The organism is Pseudomonas sp. GW821-FHT11D10 (assembly GCF_058808435.1).
Window position 1 is genome coordinate 74154 of record NZ_JBXARR010000001.1, and the last position, 13941, is coordinate 88094.

The 13941-nt window shown below is 61.2% G+C and carries 11 protein-coding genes; 2 read left to right on the forward strand and 9 right to left on the reverse strand.

Annotated features, from left to right (window positions below):
- Window positions 1-313 precede the first annotated feature (313 nt).
- Entirely contained in the window at window positions 314-1690 is a 1377-nt protein-coding gene (locus tag AC1RT4_RS00380; RefSeq protein WP_493082790.1) for a multicopper oxidase family protein, read from the forward strand.
- Window positions 1690-2187, forward strand: a complete 498-nt coding sequence (gene tadA, locus AC1RT4_RS00385) for a tRNA adenosine(34) deaminase TadA (RefSeq protein ID WP_096818572.1) — start codon at window positions 1690-1692, stop codon at window positions 2185-2187. The genes AC1RT4_RS00380 and tadA overlap by 1 nt, the downstream gene beginning before the upstream one ends.
- A 59-nt stretch (window positions 2188-2246) precedes the next feature.
- On the opposite strand, the gene cmoB is transcribed toward tadA, so the two are convergent.
- The 9 genes from cmoB to AC1RT4_RS00430 all read right to left on the reverse strand — a co-directional run bounded on the left by cmoB (window position 2247) and on the right by AC1RT4_RS00430 (window position 13852).
- Window positions 2247-3203: a tRNA 5-methoxyuridine(34)/uridine 5-oxyacetic acid(34) synthase CmoB gene (cmoB, locus tag AC1RT4_RS00390; RefSeq protein ID WP_493082792.1), complete on the reverse strand. Its 957-nt coding sequence runs from the start codon at window positions 3201-3203 to the stop codon at window positions 2247-2249.
- On the reverse strand, window positions 3200-3907 hold the full coding sequence (gene cmoA / locus AC1RT4_RS00395; protein WP_493084394.1) for a carboxy-S-adenosyl-L-methionine synthase CmoA: 708 nt from the start codon (window positions 3905-3907) through the stop codon (window positions 3200-3202). The genes cmoB and cmoA overlap by 4 nt, the downstream gene beginning before the upstream one ends.
- Before the next feature lie 195 nt (window positions 3908-4102).
- Window positions 4103-4516, reverse strand: coding sequence for a hypothetical protein (locus AC1RT4_RS00400; RefSeq protein WP_493082794.1), 414 nt, complete (start codon window positions 4514-4516; stop codon window positions 4103-4105).
- A 127-nt stretch (window positions 4517-4643) separates the two neighbouring features.
- The gene (locus AC1RT4_RS00405) at window positions 4644-5297 is read right to left on the reverse strand and encodes a lysoplasmalogenase (RefSeq protein WP_493082796.1); all 654 of its coding nucleotides are present in this window, start codon (window positions 5295-5297) and stop codon (window positions 4644-4646) included.
- Window positions 5298-5299: 2 nt separating this feature from the next.
- Window positions 5300-5692: a protease inhibitor I42 family protein gene (locus AC1RT4_RS00410; RefSeq protein WP_493082798.1), complete on the reverse strand. Its 393-nt coding sequence runs from the start codon at window positions 5690-5692 to the stop codon at window positions 5300-5302.
- Window positions 5693-6007: 315 nt separating this feature from the next.
- Window positions 6008-8431: an endopeptidase La gene (gene lon, locus AC1RT4_RS00415; protein ID WP_493082800.1), complete on the reverse strand. Its 2424-nt coding sequence runs from the start codon at window positions 8429-8431 to the stop codon at window positions 6008-6010.
- A 742-nt stretch (window positions 8432-9173) separates the two neighbouring features.
- Window positions 9174-9548 (reverse strand): DUF6124 family protein, encoded by a 375-nt coding sequence (locus tag AC1RT4_RS00420; RefSeq protein WP_493082802.1) that lies wholly within the window; start codon window positions 9546-9548, stop codon window positions 9174-9176.
- A gap of 394 nt (window positions 9549-9942) precedes the next feature.
- A complete protein-coding gene (locus AC1RT4_RS00425) occupies window positions 9943-12354 on the reverse strand; it encodes a glucose/quinate/shikimate family membrane-bound PQQ-dependent dehydrogenase (RefSeq protein ID WP_493082803.1) in 2412 nt (803 codons plus the stop codon).
- A gap of 136 nt (window positions 12355-12490) precedes the next feature.
- Complete coding sequence (locus AC1RT4_RS00430) at window positions 12491-13852, reverse strand: carbohydrate porin (RefSeq protein ID WP_493082804.1); 1362 nt, start codon at window positions 13850-13852, stop codon at window positions 12491-12493.
- Window positions 13853-13941 lie beyond the last annotated feature (89 nt).

Below are 13941 nucleotides of genomic sequence, written 5' to 3' on the forward strand. Positions count from 1 at the left end.
CAGCGTCATGTCTACAGCCGATATGAAAACGCCTGCTGGGAGCAGGCGCGGTGTGGAGAGCGGAACCCCTAGTTCATAGGGTTTAGAAGGAAGGTGTTCCATAGCCACGCCGGCATTCTACGGAAGGTTTTCGCTTTTTGTCAGGTTGCTGCGTTTTTCAACAGTAACAAGCTGCTTCGCGAGTGGAGTGGAGTGCTGCCCCTGCGGCCTGCGGTCACGGCCGCTTTGCTGTTTCTTTCTCAATTGCAGGTGTATCGTATTCGCCCTTTACGGGCCTGCGGGCCCGCCGCAGATACGTGAGGTAGTTGAGTTCATGTCCTTTACCCGTCGCCAAATCCTCGGTGGCCTGGCCGGTCTTGTTGTCGTTGGCGTGGGAGCGGGGGGCGCGTCGCGTTACTGGCTGGGCAAGATGGCTGATGCCGATGCGGGGCATGACTATGAGCTGATCGCCGCGCCGCTGGATGTCGAGCTGGTGCCAGGGCACAAGACCGAAGCCTGGGCGTTCGGCCCGTCGGCGCCGGGTACCGAGTTGCGCGTGCGTCAGGGCGAGTGGCTGCGAGTGCGCTTCATCAACCATCTGCCGGTGGCGACGACCATTCACTGGCACGGTATTCGCCTGCCGCTGGAAATGGACGGCGTGCCCTATGTCTCGCAATTGCCGGTGCTGCCGGGCGAATACTTCGATTACAAATTCCGTGTGCCGGATGCGGGCAGCTACTGGTATCACCCGCACGTCAGCAGCAGCGAAGAACTCGGTCGCGGGCTGGTCGGGCCGTTGATTGTCGAGGAGCGCGAGCCGACCGGGTTCAAGTATGAAAAGACCCTGAGCCTGAAAAACTGGCACATCGATGACGAGGGCAACTTTGTCGAGTTCAGCATTCCGCGCGAAGCGGCCCGTGGCGGTACGGCGGGGCGGCTGTCGACCATCAACGGTGTGCCTTCGCCGGTGATCGAGTTGCCGGCGGGGCAGATCACTCGGGTGCGCCTGCTCAACCTCGACAACACCCTGACCTATCGCATCAACATTCCCGGTGTCGAAGCGCAGATCTATGCGCTGGACGGCAACCCGGTCGAGCCGCGGCCGTTGGGCAAGGAATACTGGCTCGGCCCGGGCATGCGCATCTGCCTGGCGATCAAGGCACCGCCGGCCGGTGAGGAACTGTCGCTGCGTAACGGCCCGGTGCGTCTGGGCACTCTGCGTTCGGTAGCCAACAATGACGCGCCGACCGAATGGCCGAAGGCATTGCCCGCCAACCCGGTCGCCGAGCCGGACCTGGCCAATGCCGAGAAACTCAACTTCAATTTCGAATGGGTCGGTTCGGTGTCGGTGAATGTCGACAACGGCAAGCCGCCGAGCCTGTGGCAGATCAACGGCAAGGCCTGGGACATCACCGACAAGACTTGCGCCGACCGGCCGATTGCCAGCCTGAAACTGGGCCAGAGCTATATTTTCGAATTGAAGAACATGACCCAGTACCAGCACCCGATCCACCTGCACGGCATGAGCTTCAAGGTGATTGCGTCGAATCGGCACAAGATCGTGCCGTACTTCACCGACACTTATCTGCTGGGCAAGAACGAGCGCGCACAAGTGGCGCTGGTGGCGGATAACCCGGGTGTGTGGATGTTCCACTGCCACGTGATCGACCACATGGAAACCGGCCTGATGGCCGCCATCGAGGTGAAGTGATGCGCCAGATTCGCCCCGCGGCGATCATCGACCGCAGCCGTGACCGCGATTTCATGCGCGAAGCCCTGGCGTTGGCCGCCCAAGGCGCGGCCCTCGGCGAAGTGCCGGTGGGCGCGGTGCTGGTGCAGGACGGCGAGATCATCGGTCGCGGCTTCAACTGCCCGATCACGGGGAGCGATCCGAGCGCGCATGCGGAGATGGTTGCTATCCGTGCCGCCGCTCAGGCAGTCAGCAATTATCGCCTGCCGGGCAGCACGCTCTACGTGACGCTGGAACCGTGCAGCATGTGCGCCGGGCTGATCGTGCATTCACGGATTGCACGGGTGGTGTACGGCGCGCTGGAGCCCAAGGCCGGGATTGTGCAGAGCCAGGGGCAGTTCTTCACTCAGGGCTTTCTCAACCATCGAGTGCTGTATGAAGGCGGGGTGTTGGCGGAAGAGTGCGGGGCGGTGCTGACTGAGTTCTTCAGGGCGCGACGCGCGAAACCTGCAGACTGAATAAAAAACTGTGGGAACGAGCATGCCCACTCCCACAGTTTTTTTAGTGTTCGGAAGATTTACTTCTTCGCGACGATTACGGCCCGCATCGGCGCCGGCAACCCTTCGATCGTCTTGCTGTGATCTTCCGGATCAAGGAAATCGCTCAGCGACTGATACTTCATCCACTCGGTCCCACGCTGCTCTTCAACAGTGGTGGTGCTCACGTCCACGCATTTCACATCCGTAAACCCGGCACGACGCAACCACAGTTCCAGCGCCGGCACGGACGGCAGGAACCACACGTTGCGCATCTGCGCATAACGGTCTTCCGGCACCAGCACCTGATGCTTGTCACCTTCGACCACCAGCGTTTCCAGCACCAGCTCGCCACCCTTGACCAGGCAATCCTTCAGCGCCAGCAAATGCTCGATCGGCGAACGACGGTGATAGAACACGCCCATGGAAAACACCGTGTCGAAGCCTTCCAGATTCGGCGGCAGGTCTTCAAACGGGAACGGCAAGTGCCAGGCATTCGGCTCTGACAGATAACGCTGCACCGCCTGGAACTGGCAGAAGAACAGCCAATTCGGATCGACGCCGATCACGCTGTCGGCGCCGGCACCGAGCATGCGCCACATGTAATAGCCGTTACCGCAACCGACATCGAGGATGCGTTTGCCCTTCAGGTCCAGATGCGGAGCGACCCGCGACCACTTCCAGTCCGAGCGCCATTCGGTGTCGACGTGCACGCCGAACAGATCGAACGGCCCCTTGCGCCACGGCGACAGGCCCATCAGCGCGGTGCGCATCTGGGCACGGGTTTCATCGTCACAATCGGTGTCCAGCTTCAGGCCGTCGAGCAGGTCGACTTCGCTCGGCTGGATCTTCGGCAAGGCGTCCAGCGCACTTTGCCAGCGCTCCAGATCGCCGTGGCCTTTCTCCATTTTCTTGTCGAGCTGCACTTGCAGGGTGTTGGCCCATTCGGCCAGCGGCGTGCCGGCCAGACGGCGGGCGAGGGGGGACAGATCAATCATGGCAAGGCAATCAACGAGGCAAAGTTAAGACACTGGAACCACGGCACGACTTTCGAGAACCCGGCGGCCAGCAGGCGCTCGCGGTGTTCTTCGAGGCTGTCGGGCTTCATGACGTTTTCGATGGCGCTGCGCTTCTGGGCGATTTCCAGTTCGCTGTAGCCGTTGGCGCGTTTGAACGCGACGTGCAGATCGGTCAGCAGCGCGTGTTCTTCGGCATCGTTGAAGCGCAGCTTCTCCGACAGAATCAGCGCGCCGCCCGGCAGCAATGATTGGCGAATGCGCGACAGCAATGCCGTGCGCTGATCCGGGGCGATGAATTGCAGGGTGAAGTTCAGCGCCGCCACCGAGGCCGGTTTGAAATCGAGGGCGAGGATGTCGCCTTCGATCACCTCGACCGGCAGCAACTCCTGGAACATCGAATCCTGACCGTTGAGGTACTCGCGGCAGCGCTCGGCCATCGCCGCCGAGTTATCCACAGCGATGACCCGGCAACCGTCGGTGCGCACGTGACGGCGCAGCGCTTGGGTCACCGCACCGAGCGAGGCGCCGAGGTCGTAGAGCACGCTGTTCGGCTGGGCGAACTGCGCCGCGAGCACGCCGAGGTTCTCGACGATGGTCGGGTAACCCGGCACCGAACGCTTGATCATGTCCGGGAACACCCGCACCACGTCTTCGTTGAAGGCGAAGTCAGGCACCTGTGCCATCGGCTGGGCGAAAATGCGATCGGGTTCTTTGCTCACGGCGGTTCCGGCGGTGTCGATGAAAAGGCCGGCATTTTAGCCAAACTGGCGCGCAGATGCGCGGGTTGTCTGATAAACCGTGCTGGTCGGAGTCAGGCTAAAGTTCAAAACTCGATCAACTTAGCCTGAAACCTTCTCGGGTCCAGATTGCTGCAAGACTTACGAGATAATGTAAATGGCTGCGAAATTTCCGTTCACATCGTTTCCTGGTTCAACTACCCCTCCATAGTCCTGCACGGTCTGGATGGCGTATACGCCGGAGATGCTCTTGGAGGAGTGATCTACCGTGAGTTTCAGGGTCAAAGATGTCGCGGTATATCGAGTGTTCGCCCAGCCTGTTCTGACATCAACGTGGACGCCCGGATCATTGAGTTTGTATTCGCCACTTTGGATGTCGGGAGCAAAGTTGAATTCGAGATTCTCAATTTGCTGCTCAAACTCCTCCTGCGCTCCCGTAATCCTTAAAAAATTGCTGAGAAAGCAATTCACGATTGGGAAGTAGAAGGCCTCGCCGCTATCAATCTGGCATTTGAAGGTGTTGTTCGTATCGGCGTTTTTTTTCTGATTATTCATGGTCGATCCCTCGGGCGGTTGACAGGCGGTTTGCTGTCTCACACTGCACTTTAAGCTGAGGGATGCGCGGATTTAACTGTCGGAAATGACAGTTTTTAATGCGATTTTCTAATGAGCTCGACGCTTTTTATCGCAAATCGGCTTTAGCGTCATTCGGATGCTTGAACGCCGAGGCGACGATGCCCCACTGTCCCAACCAGTAACTGAGGATGATGATGTAAGGCGCTGCATTGAACGGTGAGACAAACCGGTTGATGCCGATCACGCTGTCGGAGAACACGAAGGCCACCGCACCACCCGCAGCGAGCAGCGCAGAACGTTGCGGTACGCCGCTGCCGAGTCGGGCGAGGGCGCGCCAGAGCATGGCGCTGATGGCCGTTCCGTAGACGATCACTGGCACGGTCAACGGGCCGAGTCCGCTGCTGATCAATATGCCCAACAGCACGGCGCCCACGCTGAGCGCCAGGATCAGCGGCAGCAGGGCCATGCGCCGGCAATCGCTGAGGTAAGCCTTGAGATACGCCAGATGCGCGACCAGAAACGCGCCGAGACCGAAGACGAACAAATCCCCCGGCCACGCCAGCAGCACATCGCCGATCAACGAGAAAATCAGGCCGAGACTGATCCAGCGGCGATAGTCGCTGGGCGGCGCATCGTGCAACCAGCCGAGCAACGCCAGCACCGGCAGCGGTTTGACCAGCAGGCAAAGCAACGCCGCGTGGGTGCTGACGCCATAGAGAAAGGTCACGGCGCCCATCAGCGCGAGGATCAGCCAGCCCACGATCAATTCACCGAAATGGCGCAGTCAAAGGTTTCCACCGGCAACACTTCCGGCGCCCACGGTTGCTGCGAAGTCAGGCGCAGGCGTCCGGTGCCCGTGGCGAAAGCCTGGAAGCGCCAGGTCGAGAGACCGGCCGCGCCGACCACGCCGGCATCTTCCGGGTTGCTGTAGACCTCGGGGCTGAGGGCGCGCAATACGCCGCCGGCGGAATCCTGGATGGCCCAGCGGTAGCCGGTGGTGGGGTTGCTCGGTAGGGTGACGATCAGGTTTTGCCCGTTGGTCAGCCGCACCGGGCATTCGCTCTGTTTTTCCACGGTCACGTTGGTTTTCGGTTGCGTGGCGCAGGCGGCCAGCAGGGCGAGGGACAGAGGGACAAACAGGCGAAGGGGGGACATGGATTCAGTGGCTCCGGCGTTGGCGACGAACGGCGAGCATAACTGAAGATGAGACAAAGTGTGACAACGCGAAGCTTGGGGTCATTCTTCAGCATCGCCGGCCCTCACCCCAGCCCTCTCCCGGAGGGAGAGGGAGCCGACCGAGGTGTCTTTTGAGGTACTTCGACCTGAAAGATCGAGTTGATTATGGATTCAACGCATAACGTTCAGGTCGGCGTATGGCTGAAGCATCGCACGGTCAGCTCCCTCTCCCCCCGGGAGAGGGCTGGGGTGAGGGGTAGCGATGCCAGCCCCCCTCAATAGCTCAAGTCGTCATCAAAAAAGCACCTTCGCCACATCCGCAAACTTCTTGGCGAAATGCACGGTAATGCCTTCTTTCAGGTAATCCGGCAGCTCTTCGAAATTCCCCCGATTCGCCTCCGGCAGAATCAACTCGAAAATCTTCTGCCGCCGCGCCGCGATCACCTTCTCGCGCACGCCGCCAATCGGCAGTACATGCCCGGTCAGCGTCAATTCACCGGTCATCGCCACACCTTTTTTCGGCGCCTGATTACGGGCGAGCGAGAGCAGGGCGCTGGCCATGGTCACGCCGGCGCTCGGGCCGTCCTTCGGCGTTGCGCCTTCCGGCACGTGCAGGTGAACGAAGGCTTCGTCGAAGAATTTCGGATCGCCACCGAAGGATTTGAGGTGCGAACTGACGTAGCTGTAGGCGATCTCTGCCGACTCCTTCATCACATCGCCCAGTTGCCCGGTGAGTTTGAAACCGCGATTGAACGTGTGAATCCGCGTGGCCTCGATCGGCAGGGTCGCGCCACCCATGCTGGTCCAGGCCAGGCCGGTGATCACACCAGTGCCGGACAGCACTTGCTCGTTGCGGAACACCGGATGGCCGAGGGACGCTTCGAGGTCTTTCGGGCCGATCTTGATCACCGCTTTCGGATCGTCAATCAGCTTCATCACCGCTTTGCGCACCAGTTTGCCCATCTGTTTTTCCAGCTGACGCACGCCGGCTTCACGGGCGTAACCGTCGATCAAGGCCTTGAGCGCCGTGTCGCTGATGCTCAGGCTGCCCTTGGATACGCCGGCCTTTTCCAGCAGTTTCGGCCACAGGTGACGCTTGGCGATGGCGACTTTTTCTTCGGTGATATAGCCCGACAGGCGAATCACTTCCATCCGGTCCAGCAACGGGCCGGGAATCGAATCCAGGGTGTTGGCGGTGCAGACGAACAGGACTTTCGACAGGTCCATCCGCAGGTCCAGATAGTGGTCGAGGAATTCGACGTTCTGTTCCGGGTCGAGGGTTTCCAGCAGCGCCGAGGCCGGGTCGCCCTGGTAGCTCTGGCCCATCTTGTCGATCTCGTCGAGCATGATCACCGGGTTCATCACTTCGACGTCTTTCAACGCCTGCACAAGTTTGCCCGGTTGCGCGCCGATGTAGGTACGGCGATGGCCCTTGATCTCGGCTTCGTCGCGCATGCCGCCGAGGCTGAAGCGGTAGAACGGCCGGCCGAGGGATTCGGCGATGGATTTGCCGACGCTGGTTTTACCCACGCCCGGCGGGCCGACCAGCAGCACGATGGAGCCGCTGATCTCGCCTTTATAGGCACCGACCGCGAGGAATTCGAGGATCCGGTCCTTGATGTCGTCGAGGCCGGCGTGGTGTTTGTCGAGGATTTTGCGCGCGTGCTTGAGGTCGAGTTTGTCCTCGCCGTACACGCCCCACGGCACCGAGGTCGCCCAGTCGAGGTAGTTGCGGGTGACCGCGTACTCCGGCGATCCGGTTTCGAGGATCGACAGCTTGTTCATCTCTTCTTCGAGGCGCTTTTGCACCTGCGTCGGCAGGACTTTGCCTTCCAGGCGCTGCTCGAACTGTTCGAGGTCGGCGCTGCGGTCGTCCTTGGTCAGGCCGAGTTCCTGCTGGATGACCTTGAGCTGTTCCTTGAGGAAGAACTCGCGCTGATGCTCGCCAATCTTGCGGTTCACTTCGGCGGAGATTTCTTTTTGCAGGCGCGCGACTTCGACTTCCTTGCGCAGCATCGGCAGGACTTTTTCCATGCGCTTGAGCATCGGCACACAGTCGAGCACTTCCTGCAATTCAGGGCCGGTGGCGGAGGTCAGGGCGGCGGCGAAGTCGGTCAGCGGCGACGGGTCGTTGGGGCTGAAGCGGTTGAGGTAGTTCTTCAGCTCTTCGCTGTACAGCGGGTTGAGCGGCAGCAGTTCCTTGATCGCGTTGATCAGCGCCATGCCGTAGGCCTTGACCTCGTCGGTTGGCTCGGTGGGCTGGTGCGGGTATTCGACTTCAACGAGATAGGGCGGGCGGTGGTGTTTGAGCCAGGTCTTGATCCGGACGCGACTCAGGCCCTGGGCGACGAATTGCAGTTTGCCGTTTTCGCGGCTGGCGTGGTGCACCTTGACCAGGGTGCCGTATTGCGGCAGTGCCTTGGTGTCGAAGTGGCGCGGGTCTTCCTGGGGTGTGTCCATGAAGAACAGGGCCAGGGAGTGGTGTTCGGATTTGCTGACCAGTTCGAGGGTTTCGGCCCAGGGTTCTTCGTTGACGATGACCGGCAGGACTTGGGCCGGGAAGAACGGGCGGTTGTGGATCGGGATGATGTAGACCTTGTCCGGCAGGTTCTGGCCGGGCAGGGCGAGGCCTTTGCCTGGGACGTGGTGTTCGATGTGTTCGGCGTCGGTTTCGGTGATGTCGTCGGGGTTCTCGGGGAATTCTTGCTGGTCGCTCATGGGGCACCTGCGCAATTGGGTATGGGTGTTAGATGGGGCAGGCTTTGGGTGGTTTCAATGGGTCGGGATGTTTCTGCTTGTGTGTTCAGGGTTTTGACAGGGTTTTGGGTTTTGGACTTGGCGGCCTTTGGGCCGGCCATGCTGGGGATTTATCGAGTACATATCCGTTTCTTCGGGTGCGCCCGCTGGCGGTTTCGCCCTTACGGCGAGGCACTTTTTTCAAACGCCAAAAAAGTACCCAAAAAGGCTCGTCCCGGCGTTCGGCCCTCGCAGGCTCGGGTTCCTTCGCTCCGGCGTCCCTCCGGGGGCATCGACTTCGTCGATGAGTTCGGCTTCGCCAAACGGCGCTGCGCGCCAATCCCCGGATGAACACCTCCACTCAGCCTTCCGAAGGGACGGGTGGATCAAGATCAAGAGCTTTGTCGAGCTAACGCTCATCCTGTTTTTGGGGAGCCATGCGCGGGTTGGTCGACCGGGGAATGGAACCTGGCAGGGCGTAGGCCCTCCCGCGCATGGCTGTAACTTGATCGTTCCCACGCTCTGCGTGGGAATGCAGCCCGGGACGCTCTGCGTCCCAATCGATCTGCCAGCGAGTGCAGTCTGTGGCTGGCAGTCGATTTTGTCAGGGCGACTTTGATCGTTCCCACGCTCCGCGTGGGAATGCAGTCCGGGACGCTCTGCGTCCCAATCGATCTGCCAGCGAGTGCAGTCTGTGGCTGGCAGTCGATTTCGTCAGGGTGGCTTAGCTGGGTGTCGGGTAACGCTGCACTTCGACGTTATCCAGCACCCGATTCACCGCCAGTTCCGCCAGCATGATCACTTGCTGAATCCCCAGGATCCGATGCCGCTGCGGCGTATCGACAAAAGCCGCCACATCACTGGCCATGACACTGGCTGTGGCCAAAGACTCACAGGCATGAGCCAACAGGGTTTCGTCGTCCATGTCCGGGGAGATCTGGAACATCTGGCTCGGTCGGCGACCGGGGCATTTTTTCGGAAGAGGATTGAAGTGATGGTCGAGCGCGCGCTCGGCGGCGTCGTGGAGTTTCTTTGAATCGGCGGATTCGTAGGGTGAGGTGTCGTTTGATTCGGGGGGATTGGGTGTTGGCTTTTTCATTTTTTACTCCTCAGGAATTGGTCCATTCCTCTAATTGCCGCGACGCAAAAAGAGGGGTGGCAGCTGTACGCGGGTTCGCGGACCGACCTGAGGCATTCGGCATACCCGAAGGTATCCCGCGCACAGCCACCATAAACAAGCACTTGAGGTGCTGCTGTTAAGCGGCGGCAATTATGCCTCAGAAGTTGGGCCGCGACGCCCGTTCGCTGAATTTGCAGCGACCCCCAAAGCCTATCCACCCCATTTCCGAGCCACAACCGACGCGACATGTCAGAAACATTCCCTGCAAACCCCCTGTCTGTAGGACATAAACACCCCGTTTAAAAAACGCAGCCCACAAAAAAAGGCGACACGCCTCACAGGGCGTCGCCTCTCTCTTTACCGCCGCTAAAGCTTATTCCGGCAGTTTGTAAGCAATCACATAGTCACCCATCTTGGTGCCCAGCGAGCCGTGACCACCGACAACGAGCAGGACGTATTGCTTGCCGTCCTTGCCGGTGTAGGTCATTGGCGTCGCTTGGCCGCCGGCAGGCAGACGCGATTTCCACAGTTCTTTACCGGTGTTCACGTCGTAGGCGCGCAGGTACTGGTCGAGGGTGCCGCTGAGGAAGCCGACGCCGCCGGCGGTGACGATCGAGCCGCCCATGCTCGGCACGCCCAGGGTGAAGCCGATCGGGATTGGCGAGCTGTCGCGGCTGGTGCCGTTTTTGCGTTTCCAGACGACTTTGCCGGTGGTCAGGTCGATACCGGCGACGTAGCCCCAGGCCGGGGCCTGGCACGGTACGCCCAGTGGCGACATGAACGGGTGCATGGTCACGGCATACGGCGCACCGGTGTTTTTCTGGATGCCGGAGGTTTCGCTTTCGCGCTTGCTGTCGGCGGGTACGTCGGCACGCGGGATCATTTTGGAGACGAAAGCCATGTAGTTCGGGCTGGTGAACAGCATCTGGCGAACCGGGTCGACCGAGACGCCGCCCCAGTTGAACACGCCGACGTTGCCCGGGTAGATCAGGCTGCCCTGTTCCGACGGAGGCGTGTATTGGCCTTCGTAGCGCAGTTCCTTGAACTGGATGCGGCACAGCATCTGGTCGAACGGGCTGGCGCCCCACATGGCTTTTTCGGTCAGTTCCGGGGCCAGCAGGTTCAGGTCCGAACGGGCCTGGGTCGGGGCGGTGTGGTCGCCTTTCACGGCGCCTTGCGGAACCGGGATTTCCTTGATCGGAATGATCGGCGTGCCGTCACGACGGTCGAGGACGTACAGGCTGCCTTGCTTGGTCGGGGCGATCAGCGCAGGTTTGATGCCGTCGGCGGTTTTCATGTCCAGCAGGGTTGGCTGGCTGCCGACGTCCATGTCCCACAGGTCGTGGTGGGTGAACTGGTAGTTCCAGCGCACCTTGCCGGTGGCCAGGTCCAGCGCGACCAGGCCGGCGCTGAATTTCTCGGCACCGGGGGTGCGATCGCCGCCCCACTGGTCAGGCGTCTGGTTACCCAATGGCAGATAGACCATGCCGAGTTTTTCATCGACGCTGGCCAGCGACCACATGTTGGCCGAGTTGCGGCTGTAGGTCTGGCCCGGGGCCAAGGGTTCGGTGGCGTCCGGGTTGTTGCTGTCCCAGTTCCACACCAGATGACCGTCGCGCACGTCGTAGGCGCGGATCACGCCGGACGGCTCGTTGGTCGATTCGTTGTCGGTGACGTGACCGCCCATGATCACCAGATCACGAGTGATCGCGGCAGGCGAAGTCGAGTAGTAGCCACCGGCGGTGAACGGGCCGATGCCTTGGGTCAGGTCAACCACACCGTTGGTGCCGAAGCCTTCGCAGATCTTGCCGGTGTCGGCGTTCAGTGCGATCAGGCGGGCATCGGCGGTCGGCAGGTACAGGCGACGCGGGCAGGCCTGGGCGACGGCTTTGCCGGCCTCGGAGATGACGGCGGACGCCGCGTTTTCAGACTTGGCGTAAGCGGCTTCGTCGTAGTACGACACGCCACGGCAGGTCATGTGGGCGAAACCCTTGAAGCCTTCCGGGCTTTTGATCTGAGGGTCGAAGCGCCACAGTTCCTTGCCGGTGTCCGGGTCCAGCGCCAGCACTTTGCTGTGCGCGGTGCAGGCGTAGAGCATGCCGTTGGCTTTCAGCGGGGTGTTTTCGTTGGTCAGTTCGACCGGGTCATCAGCGGTCGGCAGGTCGCCGGTCTGAATGCGCCAGGCTTCTTGCAGCTTGCCGACGTTGGCCGGGGTGATCTGCTTCAGTGGCGAGTAGCGGTCACCGAACTCGGTGCGGCCGTAGGCCTGCCAGTCGCCGTCCGGCATTTGCGGGGCGGTGCTGGTGGTGTCGGCAGTGTCGCGACCCAGTTCGCCGAAGGTTTCGCCCGGGTGGGTGAACAGGCTGGCCAGGGCGGTGACGCCGGCCAGAATCACGGCTACGGTCAGGCCGCCGGTGCCCATCGGCGCCGGGCCAGCGAGCAGAAGCGGACGACGGAACCACGGCAGCAGCATCACGAAACCGAGGACAAACCACAGCGCCAGACGCGGCACCAGTTGCCACCAGTCCAGACCGACTTCCCACAGCGCCCAGACGGTGCTGGCGAACAGCACGATGGCGTACAGGCCCAGTGCTGCGCGACGGCGCATCAGCATCAGAATGCCGGTCAGCGTGATGCCGATACCGGCCAGCAGGTAATACAGCGAGCCGCCGAGCGTACTCAGCTTGATTCCCCCGGCCAGCATGGCCAGGCCCATCAGCAGAAGCAGAATGCCGAGCAGGTTCGGCAGAAGACGGCTTCGACTCGAAGCACCTTCAGTGCTCATAGTGTGGTTCTCCGTGACGTTTCAAGTAGTCCCGCGCTGTAGTCACTGTAGATGACGATCGGGCGCGGGCATGGTTCAGATAAAAACTTGTCTAGCTATCGAATTTCATCTGCAGGCCTGAGCGGCCTGCATTGGGTCAGAACGACGACTGGATCTTGATCCCGCCAATCAGCGCGTCGTCGACCTTGTCCACACCGCCCGGATGGCGGATGTATTGCAGGTTCGGGCGCACGGTCAGCCAGTTGGTGACGTGCACGCCGTAATAGAGTTCGGCGCTGTATTCGGTGTCCTGCGGTGGCAGGAACGACGGGTCGTCATAGTCGTAGACGGCGCGGACCTGGTTGGTCGCTTCGGCGTTCTTGCGGTAGGCCGGATTGACGTGAACGCGGGCCAGGGCGAAACCGATGTCGTCCTTGGCGCGGGCGTCGAACAGGCCTTTGTAGACGACGCCGGCCTGAACGTAGTTGTCGATGGCGTTGGTTTTCTTGTCGTGCATCGTGCCGTTGGCGAACACGCTCAGACCACGGGAATTGTCGCTGGCGACGCTGGTGATCTGCTGCTGCACGCCGAGCCACACGCCGTGTTTGCTCGAGGCGCTGCGATAGGCTTCGCCGCTCAGGGCGGCCGGCTGGCCGTTGCTGTCTTTATAGGCGTCGGTGGCCTTGGCGTTGCTGTAGTAGTAACCGGCGCGGTATTCGCCCGGCAGGCCGTTGAGCTTCGGCTTCCACACCAGTTCGATCGGCAGGATCGCGCCCTGGGTGCCGCTGCCGCTGAGCTTGAAGCCGTTGCCGCGATCGAGGTTCGACGGGTTCTGCTCATAGGCACCGACTTGCGCGTACAACTCCGGCGTCAGGTGATATTTGACGCGCAGCGCCCATTGGCTGACCGGCCAGTTGTACCAGATGCCGCCGACCCAGTTGCCGACCTGGGAGCCGCAGAACGCCAGGTTCTGGAAGTCGCACGGGAAGGTGTTGAAGTCTTCGCCTTCACCGAAGCGGCCAACCTTGATGTCGAGCTTCTGGTCGAGGAATTTCTGCTGGTACCACATCTGCGTCAGGCGGGTGGTCTGGCCGCGGCCCCAGACTTCCTGAGCCGAAGTGAAGCCTCCGACGCGCGGGTCGTTGATGCGGTCGTTGCTGATATTGTTGCCGCTGCGCTTGGTCACGGTCAGCTGGAATTCGGCGTCGTTCCAGCCCAGCAGTTTTTGCAGGTCCAGATGAGTGCCGAGGCCCCATTGGTCGCTGTAGCGTGCGGTGCGGTCGTGGTCGTAGCCGCCGTGCAGGTTGCTGCCCATTTCGCCGGTGTAGTCGAGCTTGAAGTCGATACCTTTTGCCGCGAGTTCGCTGCGGGTGCCGTTCCAGTCACCGAGCATCCACGGTGATTCACTGTCGAAGGCCGGGGCGGCCTGGGTGCAGGTGGCGAGGCCAAGGGCGGTGCAGCCGCCGATCAGGCGCAGGGTTGAGATAGCGCTGTCTCGGGAGAACGGAAAATCGGGCATGAATAGGGTCTTTCTTGATCTTTTTGGGGGATAAGCTGGCCGCTACGATTTGACGCAGGCAGTGAAGCGATTCAGCAGAAGGGCGGCAG

Bases quoted from the DNA above. Each gene is read 5' to 3' on its own strand.
- AC1RT4_RS00380 (WP_493082790.1), top strand. From the start codon at position 314: ATGTCCTTTACCCGTCGCCAAATCCTCGGTGGCCTGGCCGGTCTTGTT.
- tadA (WP_096818572.1), top strand. From the start codon at position 1,690: ATGCGCCAGATTCGCCCCGCGGCGATCATCGACCGCAGCCGTGACCGC.
- cmoB (WP_493082792.1), bottom strand. From the start codon at position 3,203: ATGATTGATCTGTCCCCCCTCGCCCGCCGTCTGGCCGGCACGCCGCTG.
- cmoA (WP_493084394.1), bottom strand. From the start codon at position 3,907: ATGGCACAGGTGCCTGACTTCGCCTTCAACGAAGACGTGGTGCGGGTG.
- AC1RT4_RS00400 (WP_493082794.1), bottom strand. From the start codon at position 4,516: ATGAATAATCAGAAAAAAAACGCCGATACGAACAACACCTTCAAATGC.
- AC1RT4_RS00410 (WP_493082798.1), bottom strand. From the start codon at position 5,692: ATGTCCCCCCTTCGCCTGTTTGTCCCTCTGTCCCTCGCCCTGCTGGCC.
- lon (WP_493082800.1), bottom strand. From the start codon at position 8,431: ATGAGCGACCAGCAAGAATTCCCCGAGAACCCCGACGACATCACCGAA.
- AC1RT4_RS00420 (WP_493082802.1), bottom strand. From the start codon at position 9,548: ATGAAAAAGCCAACACCCAATCCCCCCGAATCAAACGACACCTCACCC.
- AC1RT4_RS00425 (WP_493082803.1), bottom strand. From the start codon at position 12,354: ATGAGCACTGAAGGTGCTTCGAGTCGAAGCCGTCTTCTGCCGAACCTG.
- AC1RT4_RS00430 (WP_493082804.1), bottom strand. From the start codon at position 13,852: ATGCCCGATTTTCCGTTCTCCCGAGACAGCGCTATCTCAACCCTGCGC.